This window comes from Paenibacillus sp. J22FR83 (assembly GCF_059691955.1).
Genome location: NZ_JCAUAM010000017.1, coordinates 130,626 through 153,425, shown reverse-complemented (window position 1 = coordinate 153,425; position 22,800 = coordinate 130,626). Strand labels below are relative to the sequence as shown.

Genomic DNA, 22,800 nt, shown 5'->3' with positions numbered 1-22,800 from the left:
CTTTTTGTCACTGCACAAGGTCGTCTCCCTAATCGGAGACGCCTATCGTGGAGAGGTGGTCGAGTGGTTTAAGGCAGCGGTCTTGAAAACCGCCGAGGTCGCAAGGTCTCCGTGGGTTCGAATCCCACCCTCTCCGTAGCCAAGGTAATACCCAACCAAAAAGTCATGCGATTGTTGAAATCGTGTGGCTTTTTTTGTTTTTCATTTTCAGAGTAGCGAGAGATTCTTTACAAAATCTACATCATATTTTAACGAAAAGTGGGTATTTAGTAGCTGGAGCTTTTCTTATAATGGACGAGATCATCCAATATGAGGAGAGTGAAACCCCTGTGAAGAAGGTTGGAACGAAGGTCGTCTCGGTACTTTTATCCGTGGCTGTCACGATAAGTTCTTTGGCAGTAGCCATCCCAGCAAGTGCTGTAGCAATAACACCAGGAACACCGTATCTGTCCAATGGTACTTACGATGTAACAGTACCGCATGTGTTCATCAATCAGGTATATGGTGGCGGTTTGGCAATAGATTCGAAAAATACAGCATCTTCCCATGGATTTATTGAGCTTTATAATCCAACTAGCAATGATGTCAGCTTAAATGGCTGGTCACTTCAATATGCGGATCGTGGAGCAGATGCAACAGATCCGAAGATAGGTCCAACGGGCGATTGGAATAAACTTGATCTTGTTGGCACGATTAAAGCCAAGTCCTCGTTCCTCATTCTTGGCAAAGCGACAGGGGCAACTGCGCCGAAGCTAAATCTGACAACGACGTATGATCAATTATGGAGCGAACGCTTTTTTAACAATAAAGGGATGAAGGTTGTGTTGATGAGCAACCAAACGAAGTTGGATGTTGCTAATAAAAATCCATTTGCCAATGACCCTAAACCGACTGGCTATGTCGATATGATTGGCACAGGAAGCAATGATGGGGACAACATTGACATCCAAACGGACATTGATGGGTACGAGTTCGATTATCCCAAAGGTTCATCAGAAGGAACCTCTAAGAAAATATCCGTACGTCGGAAAGCACTAACAGATTCGGATAATAACAAGCAGGATTTCGGACAATTCGGGATTGCCGATTCGACTACGCAAGAATTAGCAGTGAAGGGACCTAAATATGGCGCATTCGGGCAATGGGATAATAATGTGTCTGTGCTGGGTTACTCCAATGAAAAGTTGCCTACAGCTTATGAGCAAGAAGACTATTCGGTATTAATGAATGTGTATGGAGGTAGAGCGCCATATACGTTCACAGCAACAGGATTGCCTGCTGGACTAACAATTAATGCTGTCACAGGTGAAGTCAACGGTAAACCAACAGAAGTAGTTACATCTAACGTATACATTAAAGTAACGGATAGTTTGTTAGCACAATACGGCCGTAATTTGACGATTCAGGTTGAACCCGCTTCTAACTTATTCAAAGATACGCTAAGTATCACGAAGTTGACTGATTTTAAAGTAGGAATTACGAATAAAGACGGTGGTGTCGCCGAGATTGTTAAATACAACAAAGATAATAATAAGTTCTATCTGGTCAATGGCTCGGGGAATCCACCTAGTCTAGATATCGTTCGTTTAGATCTAGTCCAAGGTCCAGTTAAAGAGAAAACGATTAAAGTCAAAGATTTGGTTGAGAATAATGGTTTTCTTTACGGTGACCTGACAAGCGTGGATGTGAATACGACTACGAAGCGAGTATCCGTATCTGTGCAAGAGGCAGATTCCAAAAAAGCTGGTAAAATCGTCGTTCTCGATTACGATGGCAACGTTGTGAAGATGTATGACGCAGGTATTCAGCCCGATATGATTAAATCCACAACAGATGGCAGATACATTTTAACTGCGAATGAAGGCGAGCCTCGTACGGCTGGTATCGATCCTGAAGGAAGTATAACCATCGTTGATACGATGATGGATAGTGTGACGCAGCTACGATTTGCAGATCCATCCGTCATCGACAATAAGGTTCATATTCGCGGTGCTTCTACGCCAGTAACGGGTCAGATTACAGGTGAAGGTACGAAGCAAGACGCCATTTTTGATTTGGAACCTGAATATATCGCACTTTCGGAAGATAATAGTAAAGCCTATGTGTCTTTCCAAGAGAATAACGCGATTGGAACGATTGATTTAGCAACGAAAAAGGTCCTTTCGATTAACGGGTTAGGTTTGAAGGACTTGAGCCTTCCACGCAATTCTTTGGATCTAGTGAAAGACAATGCGATCAAGTTTGAAAATGTCCCGTTCTATGGGATGTACATGCCAGATGGCATTGCTAGCCAAACGATTAATGGTATCTCTTATGTATTAACTGCGAATGAGGGAGATGTAACCGAATGGCCGGGTGTGAGAGGCAATGGCAGCACGATTGGCGCGATGAAAGGCAGTTTGACGCCCAACTCACCTGCAGCTCAATTCTTGGCTGGTAAGACGACTTATGACGGCGTAGAAGTTGCTAGTGATATGGGATCGGATAGCATTTACATGTATGGGGGCCGTTCCTTCTCAATTTGGCAAGCAAATACGATGGCGCAGGTCTATGATAGCGGGAATGAATTTGAGAAAGTTACTGCACAGCGTGTGCCGAACAATTTCAATACGAGTAATAGTAAGACAGCTTTAGATGATCGCAGCTCGAAAAAAGGGCCAGAGCCTGAAGATGTGAAAGTAGGGAAAGTGGGAAGTAAAATCCTTGCTTTCGTGGGACTTGAGCGTGTTGGTGGTATTATGACCTATGACGTGTCAGATCCCGTGAATGCCAAGTTTGTAAACTATACAAATTCACGTGTTTATACTCCGAAGGACAACTTGAATACTGATACGGGGCCAGAGGGTATTGATTTCATACCTGCCGCAATTAGCCCGAATGGGAATCCATTGCTTCTAGTTGCAAATGAGGTAGGCGGAACGGTTGCTGTCTATCAGCTTAATGTCCAACGGATTAGCGTGGATAGATCCACACTGTCTGTTACTAAGGGAGACGCTGCAAGCAAGCTCACAGCAACAGTGACGACGGCTGCAGGAGAGGCTGTTGGTTCAGGCACAGCTACTTGGAAATCTTCGAATTCAGCGGTTGCAACGGTGAGTGCAGAAGGCCTAGTATCAGCCGTGGATACGGGTATCGCGGTAATTACAGCTATTAGCCCTGACGGGTATGCGACAGCGGATGTACCTGTAACGGTTTCTTCTGCGGGAAGTTCATCTTCTGGTGGTCCCGTAGCGGGAGGAACACAACCTAGCCCTCCAACAACGAATGGAGAAGTGACAACAATTACGGCACCAGCTGTCAAAGATAGCAAAGGTACTTCCACGGCTAATCTTACGGTTGGGCAAGTAACGGATGCTTTAAAACAGATGACTGATTCAGCAGGAAAATCATCTATCCTTGAAATTAAGGCAGCAGTTGATGTTACTTCCACAGAAGCAGTTATCAAATTGCCAGCAGAATCACTCGTTAAGGTTGCCGCGAGCTCTACGGCAGCAGTAAAGTTAGACTTAGGTATTGGTTCCGTGAATTTGGATAAAAATGCGCTGGCTGCCATCGTCTCTGCTGCAACGACGGGTGAAGTTTCCTTGTCCATTGCTAAAGCGGATCTAGGTGCGGTTACTCAACATATGACTGCAAAAGATAGCGATGCGGTTAAAGCTGCTGTTGGCGATCGCCCTGTCTTCGATTTCACCATTACAGCAGGAGGCAAAACGGTTTCTACCTTCAACGGAGGTTCCGTTGAGGTTCAAGTTCCGTATAAACCGACAACTAATGAAGATACAAATGCCATTGTAGCCTATTACATTGCGGACAATGGTGAGCTCGTAAAAGTCACGAATAGCTACTATGACGCGGCTACAGGTACGCTGGTGTTCAAAGTAAGCCACTTCTCGCAGTATGCGGTGGGTTATTCCCCTGTTACGTTCAGTGATACGTCAGCAAGCTTTGCTAAGAGCTATATTACGTACCTAGCGGCTCGTAACATTATTAATGGAACAGCAGAGGGTCAGTTCTCCCCGAATGCTCAAATCAGTCGTGCTGATTTCACCTTAATGCTAGCTCGTATGGCTGGCGTGAACCTTAGCGGCTACAAATCGTCTATTTTCCGCGATGTGAAGGCAGACAGCTATTATGCCCAGTCTGTCCAATGGGCAGCTGAGAACGGCCTTACAAGCGGCGTAAGCGAGGGTGTATTCGCACCTGCTGCCAACATCTCGCGCGAGCAAATCGTCACGATGATCGCGAGATTCGCTGCGCATCAGAAGTTTAGCTTGCCACAAGCAGTGACCGCTGCACCTTTTGCAGACGGTGCAGAGATTCCTGCCTTCGCTGTAGACGCAGCGAAAGCGATGCAGCAAGCAGGCATTATTTCCGGGAAATCGGGAAATACATTCGCACCGAAAGACTTGGCATCGCGTGAAGAAGCTGCGAAGATGCTGGGTATGCTTCTGCAGCAAATTGTGAAATAAACTGGTAACAGATGGCACTTACTCTCTAACACGGATTCGATTCGTGCTGGGGAGTAGGTGTTTTTTTACATGGATAAAACACGGGCGGCTTCCGCATTTTAATCATGTGGAGGTGTTACCTATGAGCAAATCAGATAAGCCTAGCGTGGATCAAGCTGAAATCGTGAGTGAATGGATGCGTGTCATGCCAACTATTCTGCAACCTGCGGATCAAACAAGGGTATGGGCAGATGAGGGCGATGCGGATGCTATCCGCGTGCACATTATGACGGCGGGGCATACCGGTTATTCATTTGATTTTAAAGTGACGTATGTGGATGCGAGAGAAGTGAAAGTTGAACTAACTGACGTGCAGCAAGGCACAACGCATATTGACGAACGCAGCGATGTTGTGCAGACGTTGATCGATGATTATGTGCGGCATATTCATGAATGTGCGCAGGCTTTGCAGAAGGTCACCAACGCTTAAGTGAGAAGGAGGACACCATGATGACGAAGCAAAAGAGTCCCGACAAGAATTTGCAGAATGTGGCCAAAGATTTGGATAACAATCCAGTTAACGCCCATCATGCGCAGCAGGTTCAGCAGAAGGTCAACGACCATCGCCATCAAGATGCTCTAAATCACGAAGGAACAAACTCGTAAGAGAGGGGATGAGGAGATATGTCTAAACCTAAGAATTATTCCGCAGGCGACAATCTTGTCAATAATGGCAATGTAAAGAACCGTAATCAGCAGGGCGGGAACCAAGAACCCTTGTCTGGGTCTAAGAAAGTGAAGAACCAGAATCATCACGGCGGTCACGCTGCTGAAGGGCATGGACACGGCGGATAACGGGCAATGAAATTTTTTAAAATAGATGATTAAAAAATTGTAAATCGGTCATACTATTATTGTCGGCAAGCAGAGAGGTGTGGTTCCGTTGGAGCAATTAGCGAAAGCGAAACAACCGTTGCAAAGAGGACTTTTCTACCTGTTATAATCAGGCTGGAGGGCGATGTGCTAAAGACACTTACCGTGTTTTATACGCAGATTTAACTTAAGTTTTATGAGTAACAAGGTTCAAAGAAATATCATCAATGCCGACAGAAAAAAGAACCCTTAGGGGTTCTTTTTTTCGTAGGTTATCAAATTTCACTGTTATCCTTTTCAGGAAATGGTGACGATAACTTCTGCTTTCGATTCATGAGTAAACGAATGCCGCCGCCAATCAGGAGAAGGGCAACGATCAGTGTCTGGCTAAAGTTGTTAAGCAGATACATATAATTCCGCGAAGCGGGAAGAACTTGATAGAGGAATTGGACAAAGAACTCACTGAAGATATAGTAGCCGCCTAAAACAATTAAAACGACACCAATCAGACGTTGATAGGCTGTCCAATTTTCGACAAGAGGCTTGTCAGTCAGCGTACCATTTTCATACTTCGAAATGCTCTGCAGGGCATCAAAAAAGCTAAAGAACCAAAGAATCGGGATCAAAAAGAAGAAAAGAGACAGCCGCAGCACATCCAACACGTAAATGGAGAAAAGAAACACAGCCATCAGTTGGATCCCGCGTTTGGTCATCGATAAGTACAGATGCGCGGCACCAGGGAAAATGGCGATAATCGTGGCAAGGGTCCGATTCTTGCGGCCATGTTCATCACGCTGGAAATCTTCAAACATACTACGATCCACGAGCTCATATCCGGTTTGCTTACGATCTAACTGCTTCAGCGCATCGAACATCGTATAGAACCAAAGCACAGGCAACGCCAGTAAGAACACGATAAAACCTTCGTTATGCGTCAGAATGGTGATAAAGAACACAAGAATGGCAATACCGAAGAAGGAGATCATTGCGGTAAGGCCTCTTTGCATTAACCCAAGCCAGAAATGGCCAACGCCTGGAACGAAGGAGAGCATGAGTACTTTAGATCTTTCATGTCTTCCTGCCAGGTGAGCATAGTATGCGTCAGCATTCCAAGACGGCATCTCTTGTTCAGGTGGATAAGGGCCATAATACGGTTGTTGCATCGGTTGATGATACATTGATGGATTTGGCAACGGCATTGGCATTGGAGCTGGCGCGTTCAATAAATAGATAAGCATATCAATCATATTAATGATCCACGTAAGCCCGATAGGAATAAGCAGAAAGGCTAACTCATCAGCATCATGAGACACAATACCTAGAAAGAGTATGAAAGATAGTCCGAAGAATACGAACCCGTATAATAAACCGCGGATAGTACGATTCATATACAGATGACCGACTCCGGGAATGAAGGATAGCAGGAATGCAATAAGATTACTTTTCGTAGGCATTAAGGCGTTAGGCCTCCTTTTTTATGTTCATTTTGTAAAGTATCCAACCATGTTAGTGTGCGATTAACGAGATGATCGGATATCGAAATGGGTGTTTCAAGAGAGGCAGGCGCTTCTAGAGGAGGAGCGGGCTTGAAGGCACCATACGTTCCTATTTCCTGCGATATGCCATGGAAAAAGCCAGTGGCTACGAGCACCAGCGTCGCGGCAGCCGCGATCCCATAGTGGAACATCGTTGAGCGATACCAAACCGGCTTCGTTCCTACTGTCCTGCTTAGAATACGATTCGTATAGACTGATGGATCTTCGACCTCTAGGATCGACTGTAGGGCTAGTTGATCTATACCTATCATGTAGCTCGCTAAGCAGGCCTCGCAACGGTAGAGATGATCCTCCATTTCGTCCCTTACTTCTGACGGTAGATGATCCTCTATATACTGCATCCATTCCTGTTCACTATAATGGGTAACCTTCATCGAAACTCCTCCTCCTTCCAATGATTTCGCAGCCACATCTTGGCTCTGTATAGCTTTGATTCGACGGTTTTGATCGTGATGCCTTGGGCATCGGCGATATCTTGATACGATTGGTGATGAATATAATAGGCCAATAACACGTCTTGGTAGTTTGGCGGGATCTGATCGAGCTTGTGGCGAACGAATTCCGTCGTTTCTCTGATCATAATTTCTTGTTCCACACTCTGCTCTGGAGGCGCTGGACCAGCTGAAGACAGAGCTTCCTCCAATTCGGCAACGCTGTCTTCCTTACGCCGACTAGTCGCGCGCTTGAAATCAATAGCACGATTCACTGCGATGCGCGTCATCCAGGTTTTCAGGCCTTTCCTTTCATACCGAGGGAGGGAGAAGTAAATGCGGGTCCAAACCTCTTGGGACAAGTCTTCGGTATCCTTCTGGTGACGAACAATCGCAAATATCGTCTGCAAAATATACGAACGGTACCTTGCGATCAACTCACGGAATGCCGCTTCATCGCCTTTTAGAATACGATCAATTAGTACGTGCTCCTCAATATGCTTCTCCTCCTCTCCGCATGTATAGACGAGGCCTACTAGACTTACCCCTGCACTTTGATGAAAAAAAAGAGCGAATCGTGAGATTCACTCTTCCAATTATTGTGCCATCGTAGATTTGTTAGTTCCCAGTGGTTGTTTCTTAGCAGAACTTTGGACGAACAGATAGGCGAGTAATGCACTGCCGGCACCGAGGACACCAAGTACAATAAAGCCCTCATTCAGAGAGAAATAGTCGCCAATGATGCCCATGAGGACAGGTCCTACGAACATGCCGAGACCATATATCGCTTGGAAAAAGCCCATTGCCGTTGCTCGCTTATCCGCAGGCATATGTTTAATGCTCATCCCCATGAGCAAGGTAAACGAAAGTCCGCGACCAAACCCAGCCAATGCTTGGGTAATCATGAGCAGCCAAAGATGATGAGTGAAAGGCACCGTAAAGGTGAAAATCCCCATGAGCAGGAAGCCGGCTACAACCATGCGTTTCTCCCCATATTTCATCGCCCAACGCCTTCCACCGAATAGAGAGGCAAGCGCAACAGGTACGTTAGCGAATAAGGACAGCAAGGAAAGTGAGAATTTATCTGCGCCAAGCTGCAACGCATAAACTGGCGTGAAGCCGAACACCGTAGCAAATATCAGTACTTGGGATAAGATAGCGAGCAGCGAAACAAAGAGGAGCGTGCGATCGGTCGCTACGTTTCCGATTCCTCGCATGGTAATTTTGGGCGCGTCTTTCTCTACTTTTTCAATGAGGAAGAAAGAACCGATCATCCCTAGCAGGCCAAGCGCCGCGCCGAGAATGAAGACAGATTCCCAACCTAGCTTATCTGCCGCCCAGCCCGCACTAAGTATGCCCAGCACCTGACCCAGTGAGTTGAAAAAGGAGATCGTCCCGATCGCCTTCGTAGACTCTTCATGCTTGTAATAGCTTGTGAATAGCACTGTAAAATCAACCCAAGTGGCTGCGGCTGCCCCTGCCAGCGCTCGAAGGATCAAGATCCACGTAAAATCGTGCGTGAACCACAGCCCGATTCCTGTAATGGCGGTGAAGAGGAGACCGAAGGTGATGAACAGCCTTCTTTTATGAAAACGATCCGACATAATGCCTACGGGTATGCGGAGCAGCATCTGCGAAATGCCGTACATGCCGACAATCCAGCCAGCTAATTGGTGGCTTCCCCCGAGGAATTCCACATAAGGTGCCATGATTGGAACGCTGGTGTACATCGACATCCAGAAGAGCATCGTGACCGCACAGAAGAGCGGGATGCGATAGGATGTAATCGCGCGAGTTGTCATCGGAGTGAGGACTCCTTTCGAGTGTGAATCCATAGTGGCCATAATTAAAGAAAGGGATTGTCAACTTGAGTTGAAATCCCTTATTACGTATGTATGTTTAAAAGAACTATACGCGCTCGATTTACACTAATCGTGTAGAGTCTATGCGATGACTCACGGTTAATCGTGTTACGGTTCCTATTTTACCGCAATGTTAACAACACGACAAGCATGTTGTGTGACTATCGATTTGATTTGCAATTTGCAATTTCCGCTACACACCTGCGAAAAATGCCCCGTTCGTAATCTATGATTCTAGCATCTACTATATTATTCCATTAAGAAAGGAGAATGCCATATGATTAGCAGAAAAGCGCTAGCAGTAATTAAAAGAGCACAACTCAAAACCGGCAAGAAATACACTGCCGCACGTACAGTTAAATACAGCATTAAGAAAGCAATCAAAGCAACTGATCTCGGCGATGGATTTGGACGTTTCGTAATCTCAACTACACGTTTAGGACCAAACACTTTTCGGAGAATAGAAGTCTTCGGAAACGACTACAACATCATCAGTGGAGCTTGGGTATTTAGCGGTGACCAACAAGGATACATGCTCGACAGCTACTCCAGTGCCGAGGACCATTGGTTCTTTACAGCGTGGAACCCAACTAACTCCATCCGTTTTGTAACAGTTGCCGTCATTGCTAAACTTAAACCATAATACTGACAACTATGTGCCCATAAGTGGCGCATTTTTTTTGTTCTGTGGTAATTGCAGATGGAGCTAGTTATAAATTGGTTGACGATCAGAGGGAGCAACTTGCTTAAGTGGCTCCTATTTATTTTTTTCGCGGCTATTAAAAAAGCTCAGTTGAATTAGAGCTACAGTCAACAATAGTTTTGGGATGAGACTTGTTCAAACTGTATGCTTAGGATTCTGAGTGAAACAAAAAAACCTTGATATATCAAGGTTTTTTTGTCAACTATGACGCGCCCGATACGATTCGAACGTACGACCTACAGTTTAGGAAACTGTTGCTCTATCCTGCTGAGCTACGGGCGCATAGTATCGTCATTCTAACATGAGATGTTTTAGAGGTGCAACCATTTTAGGCCATAGACAAGGAAGATATTGTTTATTTAAGCAAGGAATGTACATAGTGGGTAAAGAATAATAAGAACATTCAACGCTTACCTGTTCGTAACCAATAGAAAGAGGGTGCCTTATGGAGAAACGACCTGTCATTCAACTTGCCAAGACTAGAATTGAAATCGCACTTGATGTTATTTCTCTGCTCGCAATCCTAAGTATGATCGCATATGTCGCCTACGAATGGCGCGATATGCCGGAGCGAATGCCGATGCATTTTAACGGAAAAGGGGAGATTGATGGTTGGGGGAACAAAATGAGCCTAATGGCCTTACCACTCATAGGTGTTATCATCTATGTTGGCCTAACGCTCCTAAGCAAAATCCCTCACGTGTATAATTACCCATCTCCAATCACGGAGCAGAATGCTCGTAGACAATATCAGAATGCGCGTTTGCTCATCCATAGTATGAAGACGATAATCCTTATTCTGTTCGCGTTCATTGAATGGTCGATTATCCAGAGTGCAAAAGAAGGCACCGCGGAGCTTAATGGTTGGGTGCTAGGCCTCCTCCTGTTGCTGCTCTTTGCCACGATTATCTTCTTCATCGTACGTTCCATACAATTAAAGTAAGGGAGGCACACCGAAATGACGGTTTATGTTGGTTTTCTACGCGGAATTAATGTAGGTGGCAAGAACAAGATTAAGATGGCCGACTTGAAAAAGACGTTAGAAGCCTTAGGATTAGCACAAGTACAGACCTATTTGCAAAGTGGCAATGTGCTGTTCCAATCGGAGGATTCAAGAGAAACACTATGCCCGCGTATTGAAAAAGCCATCAGTGATGCGGTAGGTGTAGCGCCTACTGTAATATTGCGTACTGCGACGGAGCTAGATGACCTTGTAAGGAACTGCCCCTATGACGCAGAGGCGCTATCCGAAGGGGAGAGCATTCAAATCTCTGTGCTTACAGAAGAAGCCCCGCAGACTTTCACCGACATCTTATCCAAGGGACAGAGTGAGGTCGATGAATATCGAATACGAGGCTGTACGATCTATTATCTGTTTCGGCAAAGTGTGCTGGATTCGAAGCTAGCGGGTAACATCCAGAAGCTTGGGAACCAAACCACGACGCGTAACTGGAATACGATGAGCAAACTGGCAGAGATGGCGGGGCTATACAAGTAATAAGCAGCCAAAAGGACTAAAGTCCTAAACTTTCCCCCGTAATTTTCGAAAAAACTGCGTTAACATCGTGGAACACTCCTCTTGCAAAACGCCGCTAACGACATCGACCCGGTGATTGAACCGATCTTCCTGTAACAAATTCATTAACGTGCCGGCACAGCCAGCCTTCGGATCAACAGTACCGTAAATAACTTGAGGCACGCGCGCTTGCACGATCGCACCTGCGCACATCGGACAGGGCTCCAAAGTTACATAGAGCTGGCAATCCAGGAGACGCCAAGCCTGCAAATGCTCGCTTGCTTGTTTAATGGCAATTAACTCTGCATGGGCAAGAGGATCCAGGGTTGTTTCGCGTAAATTATGGCCACGGCCAATGATTTGACCTTGATGGACGACAATGGCGCCGATCGGAACTTCACGGATGGCTTCCGCTTTCAGAGCTTCATGGATCGCTTCTCTCATCCAAGGAATATGTTGATCCACAGGGGGACACCTCGCAATAATAGTTTATCCACATGTGAATAGAAATCCGAACAAGCATTCGTTGTTAACAAGCTGTGGATAACAATGTGGATAAGTTATAAACCTGTGGATATTCAATTCCACTACACATTCATACAATAAAAACATTGCTCATGCAAGGATTTTAGTTGAAAGAAGTGCATGAGCTACGTATAATGATGATAGAAGTGGGTCTTTTAGACCAGTTTGGACGAAAAATAGAGCATCTAGACTAGTAATGGTATATCTATATATGAATAGCAGGGTTCGACAATGGCAAACTTGCTGAAAGGCAAGGACGCAAAGCTGAGGGTCTACGGTTCTTATGAACTATGGCAGCCTGGTTACCGAAAATCGATGCTTTAGTGATTGCGGTGAGAGGCTGTCCCTGTGTGGGGCAGTCTTTTTTGCGTGGTATAATGCTGTGAATCCTAGGTTTAGGGAGGGTGAAGAGAGCATGACGATGAAGCAGGATGCTTTGAAGCGATATGGGAGTAAAGAAGGATATGATGCAGAGGTATTAATCGATTGCCGAGCTGTGGTCGCGAAGGATGATTTCGTGTCGACAGGTATTCTTACCTATGCGCAAGGCGATATCATGGAGGTCGAACTGCCGGAGTATGAAGTATTTCAACTTGGAGACAAGATCAAAATGACGTTATATACGAAATCAGGTCTATTCGTCTTTCAATCGACAGTCGTAGCTAGAGAGCCTGGTTCACTGATCGTGATCAATCCACCTGAGAATCGAAAGAAGTTTTCGGAGAAGCGGGAATTCCCGCGGGTCGATGTAAAGAATGTAGGTTCCATAGCAGGTTTTCAAAATATAACGCAAAAAGAGCAGCATCATTTGGAAAATCCGATTCACATTTCGATATCCAACATTTCCATGAGCGGAATTGGGTTTATCATTAATGATAATTCGATGATCGACGGGATTCTTCATAAAAAATGTAAGTTGCAAGTCGAGCTGGATTTAGGGTTTGACATGCTGTGCAGGTTGGAAATTATAAGGAAGGAAAAGCAAGAAGACGGCTACTACTACGGTGCCAGCTTCGAGAGCGTTCCTGCGGAACAAAGCAATGCCCTGCGCGGGTTTATTCTACGGAATCAGGTCCAATCCTACTACGAACAGAAGCGGGATGAAGAGTTCAAAAAAGCAATGGAAAAAAAGTCTGCAGCCAATCAATAGCTTGCAGGCTTTTTTTTGCCCGCTAAGTACTATATAATAAGAAGGATGATTTTCGAAAATTAAGGAGTTGTAACGACAATGGCTTTGAAAGCAGGTATCGTCGGTCTACCGAACGTAGGAAAATCGACATTGTTTAATGCAATTACACAGGCGGGGGCAGAATCTGCGAATTATCCGTTCTGTACGATTGATCCGAATGTTGGGGTAGTTGAAGTACCAGACGAGAGATTGCAGAAGCTGGTAGAAATCGTAGTGCCTAAGAGCATCGTGCCGACGGCCTTCGAATTCGTTGACATTGCGGGTTTGGTTAAGGGTGCGAGCAAAGGCGAGGGCCTTGGGAATAAATTTCTAGCACATATCCGTGAAGTTGATGCGATTGTGCATGTTGTACGTTGTTTTGAGGATGATAATATTACTCACGTTTCTGGAAAAGTCGATCCGATTGGCGACATTGAGACGATTAATCTTGAATTGATTTTGGCAGACATTGAGTCGGTTGAGAAAAAGATCGAGCGTTCACGCAAAAACCTCAAAGGCGGCGACAAGAAAGTGGTAGCTGAAGTGGAGTGTTTGGAACGAATCAAGGAAGCCTTATATAATGATAAGCCAGCACGCAGCTTGGATTTGTCGGATGACGAGCGCCTGCTAGTTCGCGACTTGCATTTGCTGACGATGAAGCCGGTTCTTTACGCGGCAAACGTAAGTGAAGATGAAGTTTCAACAGCAGACGATAATGCATACGTTAAAATTGTGAAGACATTCGCTGAAAGTGAAAACAACGAAGTTGTTTCCATCTCTGCGAAGGTTGAATCCGAGATCGCTGAACTGGAAGACGAAGAAAAAGCGATGTTCCTGGAAGAGTTGGGACTTCAAGAGTCCGGCTTGAATAGATTGATCAAAGCAGCGTATCGCAAGTTAGGTTTATACACGTACTTTACAGCAGGTGTTCAAGAAGTTAGAGCTTGGACGATCCGTAAAGGAACGAAGGCTCCTCAAGCGGCTGGTGTGATTCATACGGATTTCGAACGTGGATTTATTCGTGCAGAGGTTGTATCTTATAACGATTTGGCTGCTGCTGGATCGATGGCGGGTGCGAAAGAAAAAGGCCAAGTACGCCTTGAAGGTAAAGAGTATGTAGTGAATGACGGCGACGTTATGCATTTCCGTTTCAACGTTTAATTACTTACAAAAACAAGAAAGGAGTGATCCCCTATGTTGGATCGACTTCAGTCCATTGTGGACCGCTATGAGAAACTAAGCGAGTTATTGTGTGACCCGGATGTAACGAGTGATACGAAGAAACTAAGAGAGTATTCCAAAGAGCAATCGGATCTTCAAGAGTCTTACGATGCTTATAATGAGTATAAAAGTGTGAGCGAACAGCTAGCTGATGCGAAAGTAATGCAGAATGAGAAGCTGGACGATGAGATGCGCGAAATGGTCAAAATGGAGATCGAGGAGCTGACCGAGCAATCGGCTAAGCTAGAAGAACACCTTCGCATTCTGATGATGCCGAAGGACCCTAACGATGACAAGAACGTTATCGTGGAAATTCGCGGCGCGGCAGGCGGCGACGAAGCTGCTTTGTTCGCAGGCGATCTTTACCGCATGTATACGCGTTACGCAGATGGTCAAGGATGGAGAACGGAAATTCTTGATGCGTCCGTGAATGATTTGGGCGGATTCAAAGAAATTATTTTCATGATTACGGGTAAAGGTGCTTACAGCAAACTCAAGTTTGAGAGCGGAGCACACCGTGTTCAACGTATTCCAGTAACAGAGTCTGGTGGACGGATTCATACTTCAACGTCAACGGTTGTCGTTATGCCGGAAGCAGAAGATGTAGAAATCGTAATTCACGATGCAGATATTCGCGTTGATACGTTCTGTTCCAGTGGAGCGGGCGGTCAGTCCGTTAATACAACGAAATCCGCTGTGCGTGTAACTCACGTACCAACAGGTATCGTCGCAACGTGTCAGGACGGGAAATCCCAGAACTCTAATAAAGAACAAGCGCTTCGCGTATTGCGTGCGCGTATTTCAGATAAAATGCGTGAAGAAGAAGAAGCGAAATATGCCGGCGAGCGTAAAAGCAAAGTCGGAACGGGCGACCGTTCAGAGCGTATTCGAACTTATAACTTCCCGCAAAGCCGGATTACCGACCACCGTATCGGCTTGACGCTTCACCGTTTAGAGACGGTTCTTAACGGCGATATGGCGGAAATCGTGTCAGCGTTAACGATTGCTGCACAATCCGATGCCCTAGAGGCGATGTAATGACGACTGCTAACATGAGTGTGAGAGAAGCCTTTGTGAAGGCTTCTTCTTTTTTAGCGGAGCAAGGCGTCGCAGAAGCATCGTCTTGCACGGAATTGCTGCTGCAGCACCTGCTCGGCGGCTGCAGTCGGACGGAATTGCTGTTCCGCTGGTGGCAGGAACAGATGCCCTTGGAGCTGGTCGCTACGTGGGACCAGCTGGTTGCTAGGAAGGCCGCGGGCGAGCCGGTGCAGTACATTACCGGCGAGCAGGATTTCTTCGGCCTTCCGTTTGAGGTAGGCCCGGCCGTGCTGATCCCGCGGCCGGAGACCGAGCTGCTCGTGGAGGCGATGCTCCACGAGGGCTCGCGTCTGTTCCCGCAAGGTGCTCCGCTCCTTGCGGATGTGGGCACCGGGAGTGGCATCATCCCGGTGACTGTGGCGCACGCGCGCCATGCGTGGCGCGTGGCGGCCAGCGACATCTCCGCGGCAGCGCTGGAGATGGCTCGGTTGAACGCGCAGCGCCACGAAGTGGCTGCGCGGATTGAGTGGCTCGAGGGCGACCTCCTCGAGCCTTATATCGAGCGCGGGCTCGCGCCGGACATGGTGGTGTCGAACCCACCATATATTCCGGACGGCGACCTGCCGGCGCTAATGCCCGAGGTGCGGCTATTCGAGCCGCACACAGCTCTGTTCGGCGGTGTCGAGGGACTCGACCTGTACCGCCGCATGATCTCGCAGCTGCGCCGGCTGCCGCGAATCCCGACCGTGGTCGGGTTCGAGGTGGGCATCGGGCAGGCGGAAGCAGTGGCGGCGTTGCTGCGCGCCGCTGCGGATTGGACGGAGATCCGCTTCGTGCAGGATCTCCAGGGGATCGATCGCCACGTGATCGCGATCCAATCTCCCGAGTAGCTGATTCCTTGCGATCGGCTGCTTTCTCTTTTTTCACTCGGAGGACCAACTCTATCATTTTAAAAAAAATCATAGATTCATAGGTTTAGCCCCACCCACTCTTGTCCATACTGGTTATTATTATAAGAGTTGGGAAAGGGGCTACTCTCCATGGTTAAGAGAACGGAGCGCCACTCAGTAAAGAGCTTATCATTCATTGTTTTTGCACTTATACTTATGATTATGTGTTGGGAATCCAATCGTACGAATGCGGCGGTCATTTCGCCTACTATACCAGAGGAATCCATTCGTTTGCGCATTCTAGCAAACTCTGATTCTGCGCAGGATCAAGCTTTGAAACGAGAGATTCGCGATGCGATTATTGCCCGTATGGCGGAGTGGGTCGTTGGACCCCATTCCTTGGACGAGGCTAGAGCAGTCGTGAATGCGCATTTGCCTGAATTCGATCAACTTGTTGGCGAGATGATTACATCTCGTGGCTACAACTATTCACATACAGTAGAGCTAGGGATTGTTCCTTTTCCAACCAAAATGTACGGAAATGACGTCTACCCAGCTGGAGATTACGAAGCTTTGCGTGTTGTTATCGGATCTGGTGAAGGGCAAAATTGGTGGTGCGTCTTATTTCCCCCGTTATGCTTTGTAGATTCTATCTCAGGTGAAGCAGTTGCTTCGGCAGCTGTTGTGGTGGCCAAAACGACGGATGAGAATGGCAAAGAAAAACAGCCGGTTAAAGAAGATAAGGCTAAAACTAGCAAGGATAAAGCTCCTTCCACAGAGAAAGTTGCAAAGAAAGATGCTAAAGTTGAAGTTGCAGCCGCTTCTGCTTCTATCTCTACAGCCGAAGAGTCAGCTCAACCGAAAGTAAAATTCTTTATCTGGGAAATGTTCAAAGCGATCTTTTCGTGGTTTAGCTAATCGTAATAGATGATATAGATACACTTTATTTCATACAAGTAAGGATGAGAGTGATTGTGACAACCTATTGGCATGTGGAGCAAGGCGAACAGAGAGAATCCGCTCAGGCTATAGCAGAGGCAGCAAGTCTCTTACGACAAGGGGAAACCGTCGCTTTTCCGACTGAAACAGTATATGGACTTGGTGCCGATGCGACGAATACCGAAGCCGTACGAAAGATTTTTGCTGCAAAAGGGAGACCTTCCGACAATCCTCTGATCGTACATATCGCAGATGCGACGCAGCTCTCAGGCCTTGTTCAGCCAGATCGTCTCACGGCACATCATCAGGCGCTTATGAAGGCTTTCTGGCCGGGACCTTTAACGATTGTGCTACCTGTTCTTGCAGGTAGCCTTTCGCCGTTCGTAACAGCGGGACTGCAAACGGTCGGTATCCGGATACCTGATCATCCCGTGGCCCTGCAGTTGCTGCGAGAAACTGGGCTTCCAATTGCAGCTCCAAGCGCGAATAGCTCAGGGAGACCAAGCCCGACATGGGCATCGCATGTACGTGAGGATTTGGATGGTCGAATCGGTGGAATTGTAGACGGCGGCGCAACAGGTGTCGGTGTAGAATCAACCGTTATTCAACTTGTTGAGGGTGAATTACATGTGCTGCGCCCTGGTGGTGTGACAGTGGAACAGCTGCAGGGGGTATTGCCAAAGATGCGTATTCATGTGGCTGAACCGACAGAGGTTGCAGCTGCGGATACGCCTCGTGCGCCAGGTATGAAGTATACACACTATGCGCCGAAAGGCTATATGCATATCGTTCAAGGGGACGACTACAGGGAAGTCGCGGCATGGATTCAACGCGATATCGATGCTGCGAAGGCACGGGGAGAGTCGACGGGGATTCTCACTTTTGAAGAAAGAATAAACGGATATGAAGCAGATCTTGTTGTCGCCTGCGGCTCCTTATCACAGCCAGAAACGATAGCCCGAGAGCTTTACGCCGCTCTGCGGACTTTTGATCATAAAGGCATTAGCTATATTGTTGCAGAAGGTGTATCTGATGCAGGGATTGGCAGCGCCATTATGAATCGACTGCTCAAAGCAGCAGGTCATGAACGCATCCGCCTCTAAATTAGCATGATTCCCAGTTTGTCCGCATATCTTGAGAAAGAATCGTGGACAAGGGGGATCATGCTATGCTCGTCGCATCTGGTGTACAAGTTGGGCAACTCATGACAATTGGAATAATGGCGGTTGCTTTGGGCCTAGATGCTTTTTCATTGGGAATTGGCATAGGGATGAAGGGCATTCGTCTGATCGATATTTTGAAAATCAGCATTGTCATCGGTCTCTTCCATGTGCTAATGCCATTAATGGGGATGTTCATGGGGCAATATGTGTCTCTCCTTCTAGGTAATGTCGCTACAGCGGCAGGGGGATGTTTGCTTATTTTGCTTGGCGCACATATGGTCTATAGCTCAATTCGCGGGGAAGAGGCTTCGTCCTTCGATCATCGAACGTTATGGGGGCTTATTATTTTTGCCCTCAGTGTTAGTATAGATTCATTCTCAGTGGGCGTTTCGCTAGGGATGTTTGCTACAGACATTGTGCTTACCGTGCTGATCTTCGGTCTATTTGGCGGGTTGCTTTCGATAGCAGGCCTAATGCTAGGAAGACGGGTCAGTGGTTGGGTCGGGGAATATGGCGAAGCATTCGGTGGGCTTATTCTATTAGGGTTTGGGATCAAGTTTTTACTATGATACAATACGGGTAATTACGGATGGTGATAAGCCGTTCATTTCAAGGAGGATTTCATGTTGCGAATTCTATTTGTCTGTACAGGAAATACGTGCCGCAGTCCGTTAGCCGAAGGTTTGCTGCGTATGAGGGTGCATCAAGAGGGGCTTGCGGCGGAGGTTCGTTCGGCAGGCGTATCTGCGATGACGGGTGGTCCGATATCGAGAAACAGTCAGTCTCTTCTAGATGAAGCGGGTTTCAAGGAGTCTATTAGTTCACTAGCAATAGGTGCTGCGGATGTCGAGTGGGCAGATGTGATCTTAACGATGACAACGGGGCACAAACGCTCAGTTATCGGGCGATTTCCTTATGCGGTTGAGAAGACGCATACGCTCAAAGAGTATGTAGAGGACGACGCTCGCATTCTCAAGGCGATTGAAGAGCGAGAGCAGCTTGCGACAGAGCTTCAGCTCAAACAGGCGCTAGCTCAGACGGTATCTGTGGAAGAGAGAAGCCGCTTGTATGCATTGGAAAACACGATTCCGGATTATGATATTTCAGATCCTTACGGCGGGTCATTAGCTGATTATCGGCATACGGCCGAGGAGATTGGTCGGAGCTTAGATAAATTGGTGAAAAAAATACGCTAGCATCCCGTGATTCACACAGACGTTGGCTTTTTCCATTAGATACTTAATTAGGGTAGGCCAATAGGAGCTTTACACAACGCTGGGAATGCGATAAAATACAACTAACAAGCAAGACTCAATGTAACTGGCGACGAGTGGGAGTAACCACAATGGAGCATTGAGCTATACGGCCGGTCGCCTGGGCACAAGAGCAACGCGCGTTTTTTAGCGTGTGCGCTCTTTTTTTCGTTTTTGGTGAGCTTTGGGATATAATAGGATGGTCGAATTCGAACAGTCAAAAAGGAGCGTTTTATTCATGAAAATTGCTTTAGGTGCAGATCATGCAGGCTATCGTTTGAAAGATGTTATCATTCCTTTTATTGAATCATTAGGTCATCAAGTCATCGATTTCGGATGCAGCTGCGGCGACTCCGTCGATTATCCGGATTATGCACTTCAAGTTTGTGAAAAAGTCGTTGCAGGCGAAGCAGATAAAGGTATTCTGCTTTGTGGAACTGGCATTGGGATGTCCATTGCAGCTAATAAAGTTCCAGGGATCCGCTGTGCACTTGTGCACGACCTCTTCTCCGCGAAAGCGACGCGTGAACATAATGATACGAACGTGCTAGCGATGGGTGAGCGAGTTGTTGGACCTGGCGTTGCGGAAGAAATCGTCAAAATCTGGTTGGAAACCGAGTTTTCGGAAGGTGTCCGCCATAAGAATCGAATCAACAAAGTGCAGAGCATTGAAGATCGTTTCACGGTTCACCCCTAGAAATGAGGTTGCACAATGACAGACTCTATGTATGAACCTATCGCAGAAGCTCTGGAAGCGAATCTGCGTGAGTTGGTTACTGTCGGAAGCTTGCGTCCCGGCCAGATCTTGGTGATCGGTACGAGCACAAGTGAAATTCTCGGGCATCGGATTGGAACATCAGGTACGCTGAACGCAGCGAAGCCGATTTTCGAGACGGTTGCGCGCATTTGCGGCGAGTTTGGGCTGTTTGCGGCTTATCAGTGCTGCGAGCATTTGAACCGTGCGCTGATCGTAGAAGAAGCGTTGCTAGCGCATGCGCCGCAGCTTGAATCTGTATCTGTCATTCCCGTGCCGAAGGCCGGGGGGGCGATGGCTTCCTATGCGTACAGACACTTCGCCAAGCCGGTCGTAGTTGAAACGATTCAGGCGCATGCGGGCATCGATATTGGCTCAACGCTGATTGGGATGCATCTGCGCAGAGTCGCTGTTCCTGTAAGGCCGCCGGTTCGCCATATTGGCCAGGCTTATGTCACGATGGCATTCGCAAGGCCGAAGCTCATCGGGGGTACGAGAGCTGTATACTCCGCTGATCAAGCGGATCAACTTTATCAACAAGCTGCACCTGATGCAGATTGCTAATTTATTTGTAACGACTATCCTTAGGAGGAATATGAGATGACTAACTTTTTGAGCAAACAAGATCCGAAAATCGTAGAAGCGATGAACCTTGAGCTAGGCCGTCAACGCGACAAAATTGAGCTAATTGCTTCCGAAAACATCGTAAGCCAAGCTGTTCTTGAGGCTATGGGCACTGTTTTGACGAACAAATACGCTGAAGGTTACCCAGGCAAAAGATACTATGGTGGCTGTGAGTACGTAGATATCGTGGAAGACATCGCTCGTGACCGCGCGAAAGAACTTTTCGGTGCTGAACATGCGAACGTTCAACCGCATTCCGGTGCACAAGCGAACATGGCTGTTTACCTAGCTGCTCTAAACCCTGGCGACACGGTTCTTGGTATGAATCTTGCGCATGGCGGTCACTTAACACATGGTAGCCCAGTGAATGCTTCCGGTATTCTTTACAACTTCGTAGCTTACGGCGTAAGCGAAAAAGACTTCCGCATCGACTATGACGATGTTCGTAAAGCAGCTTTTAAACATAAGCCTCGCATGTTAGTTGCTGGTGCAAGTGCGTACCCGCGTACGATTGATTTCGAAGCTTTGGCATCTATCGCTAACGATGTAGGCGCATTGTTCTTCGTCGATATGGCGCATATCGCTGGTCTAGTTGCTGCTGGCTTGCACCCGAACCCAGTGCCACACGCACATTTCGTAACAACAACAACACACAAAACGCTTCGCGGACCTCGCGGCGGTATGATTCTTACGAAGAAAGCTTGGGCTGCAGCGATTGATAAAGCGGTATTCCCTGGATCCCAAGGTGGACCTTTGATGCACACGATCGCAGCGAAAGCTGTTTCCTTCGGTGAAGCTCTTCAACCAGATTTCAAAGTATACGGTCAAAATGTCATCAACAATGCACAAGCATTGGCGACTGCTCTTACAGCTGAAGGTATCAACCTTGTTTCCGGCGGTACGGACAATCACTTGATGTTGGTTGACTTGCGCAACCTGAACATCTCTGGTAAAGATGCAGAGCACGTTTTGGATGAAATCGGGATCACAGCGAATAAAAACGCAATTCCTTTCGACCCAACTAGCCCGTTCGTAACAAGTGGTATCCGTTTGGGTACACCAGCTGTTACTTCCCGCGGTATGGACGAAGAAGCAATGAAGACTATCGCGAAAGTTATCGCGCTTACGTTGAAAAACCCGAAAGACGAAGCTACGCTTGAGAAAGCTCGCGGCATGGTGTCCGATCTAACGGCACAATTCCCGCTTTACCCAGGTTTGACTTACTAATAGCTATTAGGGAGGGCCAGCTCATTGGAGCTGGTCTTTTATTTATGCGGCACTTGGCTGCCCTCTACTAACCATTACTTTCAAGCAAGCCACCCCTGCTACGTTCCCCAACCACTGCCGCAACGAGTAACCTCCAACTTCTATCTAACTCTCTTTACCAGTAAGCTCTCTCTGCCCAATACCGCTACATCTACCTAGTCTATATCCATATGCAACGCTCTCGCCGTAACCTGCTACTCACCAACACCATTTATCTACCTGAATGCCGACCAACACTCCCGACAGACGCCCCCTGGTTCGACTCTCTCCCGATATAAGAGTGTGTAATAAGAACAGTAAAGTGGCGTGATGAGAGTAATTGGCGAGTATCGAGGATAAGAGAAGGGTGTGCAGAAAAGTGAGAGTAGAAGAGTGGTGGACTATGTGAAGTACTATAGCGAGGCGGCAGAGGTAACAAAAGTAAGACTCGATGGAGTAAAGTTGTTGATTACCTAAGAATTTTTCAGCTCAAGCCCTCTACCCCTACGTCCCTATGTCAAAAATGCAAAAGAGCACTTTTCAAAGGGGTTCCTCCCTTTGTTAGCATAAATTGATGCAAATAGGCATCAA

At 47.1% G+C, this 22,800-nt stretch carries 23 protein-coding genes, 2 tRNA genes and 2 riboswitches; of the genes, 19 read left to right on the top strand and 6 right to left on the bottom strand.

Annotation, left to right across the window (positions count from 1 at the left end; genetic code table 11):
* Positions 1–49 precede the first annotated feature (49 nt).
* The 5 genes from AC58PV_RS27480 to AC58PV_RS27460 all read left to right on the top strand — a co-directional run bounded on the left by AC58PV_RS27480 (position 50) and on the right by AC58PV_RS27460 (position 5,303).
* Positions 50–136, top strand: a tRNA-Ser gene (locus AC58PV_RS27480).
* 154 nt (positions 137–290) lie between these two features.
* On the top strand, positions 291–4,469 hold the full coding sequence (locus AC58PV_RS27475; protein ID WP_497435878.1) for a choice-of-anchor I family protein: 4,179 nt from the start codon (positions 291–293) through the stop codon (positions 4,467–4,469).
* Positions 4,470–4,590: 121 nt separating this feature from the next.
* On the top strand, positions 4,591–4,938 hold the full coding sequence (locus tag AC58PV_RS27470) for a hypothetical protein (protein ID WP_497435876.1): 348 nt from the start codon (positions 4,591–4,593) through the stop codon (positions 4,936–4,938).
* Positions 4,939–4,955: 17 nt separating this feature from the next.
* Positions 4,956–5,114, top strand: a complete 159-nt coding sequence (locus AC58PV_RS27465; RefSeq protein WP_167355939.1) for a hypothetical protein — start codon at positions 4,956–4,958, stop codon at positions 5,112–5,114.
* Positions 5,115–5,132: 18 nt separating this feature from the next.
* Positions 5,133–5,303 (top strand): small acid-soluble spore protein P, encoded by a 171-nt coding sequence (locus tag AC58PV_RS27460; RefSeq protein WP_497435875.1) that lies wholly within the window; start codon positions 5,133–5,135, stop codon positions 5,301–5,303.
* Positions 5,304–5,596: 293 nt separating this feature from the next.
* Here the strand turns inward: AC58PV_RS27460 and AC58PV_RS27455 are convergent, their stop codons facing one another.
* The 4 genes from AC58PV_RS27455 to AC58PV_RS27440 form a co-directional block, all read right to left on the bottom strand.
* Positions 5,597–6,775: a hypothetical protein gene (locus tag AC58PV_RS27455; protein ID WP_497435873.1), complete on the bottom strand. Its 1,179-nt coding sequence runs from the start codon at positions 6,773–6,775 to the stop codon at positions 5,597–5,599.
* The gene (locus AC58PV_RS27450; RefSeq protein WP_497435872.1) at positions 6,775–7,251 is read right to left on the bottom strand and encodes an anti-sigma factor; all 477 of its coding nucleotides are present in this window, start codon (positions 7,249–7,251) and stop codon (positions 6,775–6,777) included. The genes AC58PV_RS27455 and AC58PV_RS27450 overlap by 1 nt, the downstream gene beginning before the upstream one ends.
* Positions 7,248–7,745, bottom strand: coding sequence for a sigma-70 family RNA polymerase sigma factor (locus tag AC58PV_RS27445; RefSeq protein WP_497435870.1), 498 nt, complete (start codon positions 7,743–7,745; stop codon positions 7,248–7,250). Before AC58PV_RS27445 ends, AC58PV_RS27450 begins: the two co-directional genes overlap by 4 nt.
* 159 nt (positions 7,746–7,904) lie before the next feature.
* Entirely contained in the window at positions 7,905–9,110 is a 1,206-nt protein-coding gene (locus tag AC58PV_RS27440) for an MFS transporter (protein ID WP_497435869.1), read from the bottom strand.
* 337 nt (positions 9,111–9,447) lie between these two features.
* Here AC58PV_RS27440 and AC58PV_RS27435 point away from each other — a divergent pair, with 337 nt between their 5' ends.
* Positions 9,448–9,813, top strand: a complete 366-nt coding sequence (locus AC58PV_RS27435) for a hypothetical protein (RefSeq protein WP_497435867.1) — start codon at positions 9,448–9,450, stop codon at positions 9,811–9,813.
* A 268-nt stretch (positions 9,814–10,081) separates the two neighbouring features.
* Here AC58PV_RS27435 and AC58PV_RS27430 read toward each other — a convergent pair.
* Positions 10,082–10,155: transfer RNA gene (locus AC58PV_RS27430), tRNA-Arg, on the bottom strand.
* A gap of 163 nt (positions 10,156–10,318) precedes the next feature.
* Between AC58PV_RS27430 and AC58PV_RS27425 the strand changes: the two genes are divergently transcribed.
* A complete protein-coding gene (locus AC58PV_RS27425; RefSeq protein WP_497435865.1) occupies positions 10,319–10,816 on the top strand; it encodes a DUF1648 domain-containing protein in 498 nt (165 codons plus the stop codon).
* Positions 10,817–10,831: 15 nt separating this feature from the next.
* Positions 10,832–11,371, top strand: a complete 540-nt coding sequence (locus tag AC58PV_RS27420) for a DUF1697 domain-containing protein (protein WP_497435864.1) — start codon at positions 10,832–10,834, stop codon at positions 11,369–11,371.
* A gap of 24 nt (positions 11,372–11,395) precedes the next feature.
* On the opposite strand, the gene tadA is transcribed toward AC58PV_RS27420, so the two are convergent.
* Entirely contained in the window at positions 11,396–11,854 is a 459-nt protein-coding gene (gene tadA / locus AC58PV_RS27415; protein ID WP_497435863.1) for a tRNA adenosine(34) deaminase TadA, read from the bottom strand.
* Between the two features lie 283 nt (positions 11,855–12,137).
* Positions 12,138–12,224, top strand: a riboswitch (cyclic di-GMP riboswitch).
* A 105-nt stretch (positions 12,225–12,329) separates the two neighbouring features.
* Here tadA and AC58PV_RS27410 point away from each other — a divergent pair.
* From AC58PV_RS27410 to glyA, 11 genes are all read left to right on the top strand, one after another.
* Complete coding sequence (locus AC58PV_RS27410) at positions 12,330–13,064, top strand: PilZ domain-containing protein (RefSeq protein WP_497435861.1); 735 nt, start codon at positions 12,330–12,332, stop codon at positions 13,062–13,064.
* A gap of 78 nt (positions 13,065–13,142) precedes the next feature.
* Positions 13,143–14,243: a redox-regulated ATPase YchF gene (ychF, locus tag AC58PV_RS27405; RefSeq protein ID WP_497435860.1), complete on the top strand. Its 1,101-nt coding sequence runs from the start codon at positions 13,143–13,145 to the stop codon at positions 14,241–14,243.
* A 33-nt stretch (positions 14,244–14,276) separates the two neighbouring features.
* Positions 14,277–15,341 carry a peptide chain release factor 1 gene (gene prfA, locus AC58PV_RS27400; protein ID WP_497435859.1) on the top strand — a complete coding sequence of 355 codons (1,065 nt, stop codon included), beginning with the start codon at positions 14,277–14,279 and terminating at the stop codon, positions 15,339–15,341.
* A complete protein-coding gene (prmC, locus tag AC58PV_RS27395) occupies positions 15,341–16,231 on the top strand; it encodes a peptide chain release factor N(5)-glutamine methyltransferase (RefSeq protein ID WP_497435858.1) in 891 nt (296 codons plus the stop codon). Before prfA ends, prmC begins: the two co-directional genes overlap by 1 nt.
* Positions 16,232–16,381: 150 nt before the next feature.
* On the top strand, positions 16,382–17,149 hold the full coding sequence (spoIIR, locus tag AC58PV_RS27390; RefSeq protein WP_497435856.1) for a stage II sporulation protein R: 768 nt from the start codon (positions 16,382–16,384) through the stop codon (positions 17,147–17,149).
* A gap of 44 nt (positions 17,150–17,193) precedes the next feature.
* On the top strand, positions 17,194–18,273 hold the full coding sequence (locus tag AC58PV_RS27385; RefSeq protein ID WP_497435855.1) for an L-threonylcarbamoyladenylate synthase: 1,080 nt from the start codon (positions 17,194–17,196) through the stop codon (positions 18,271–18,273).
* A 65-nt stretch (positions 18,274–18,338) separates the two neighbouring features.
* The gene (locus AC58PV_RS27380) at positions 18,339–18,902 is read left to right on the top strand and encodes a manganese efflux pump MntP (protein WP_497435854.1); all 564 of its coding nucleotides are present in this window, start codon (positions 18,339–18,341) and stop codon (positions 18,900–18,902) included.
* A gap of 54 nt (positions 18,903–18,956) precedes the next feature.
* Positions 18,957–19,529: a low molecular weight protein arginine phosphatase gene (locus tag AC58PV_RS27375; protein ID WP_497435853.1), complete on the top strand. Its 573-nt coding sequence runs from the start codon at positions 18,957–18,959 to the stop codon at positions 19,527–19,529.
* Positions 19,530–19,639: 110 nt separating this feature from the next.
* Positions 19,640–19,720, top strand: a riboswitch (ZMP/ZTP riboswitch).
* Between the two features lie 104 nt (positions 19,721–19,824).
* Complete coding sequence (gene rpiB, locus AC58PV_RS27370) at positions 19,825–20,283, top strand: ribose 5-phosphate isomerase B (RefSeq protein ID WP_028556915.1); 459 nt, start codon at positions 19,825–19,827, stop codon at positions 20,281–20,283.
* Positions 20,284–20,298: 15 nt separating this feature from the next.
* On the top strand, positions 20,299–20,904 hold the full coding sequence (locus AC58PV_RS27365; protein WP_497435851.1) for a TIGR01440 family protein: 606 nt from the start codon (positions 20,299–20,301) through the stop codon (positions 20,902–20,904).
* 36 nt (positions 20,905–20,940) lie between these two features.
* Positions 20,941–22,191, top strand: coding sequence for a serine hydroxymethyltransferase (glyA, locus tag AC58PV_RS27360; RefSeq protein ID WP_497435850.1), 1,251 nt, complete (start codon positions 20,941–20,943; stop codon positions 22,189–22,191).
* Positions 22,192–22,800: the final 609 nt, after the last annotated feature.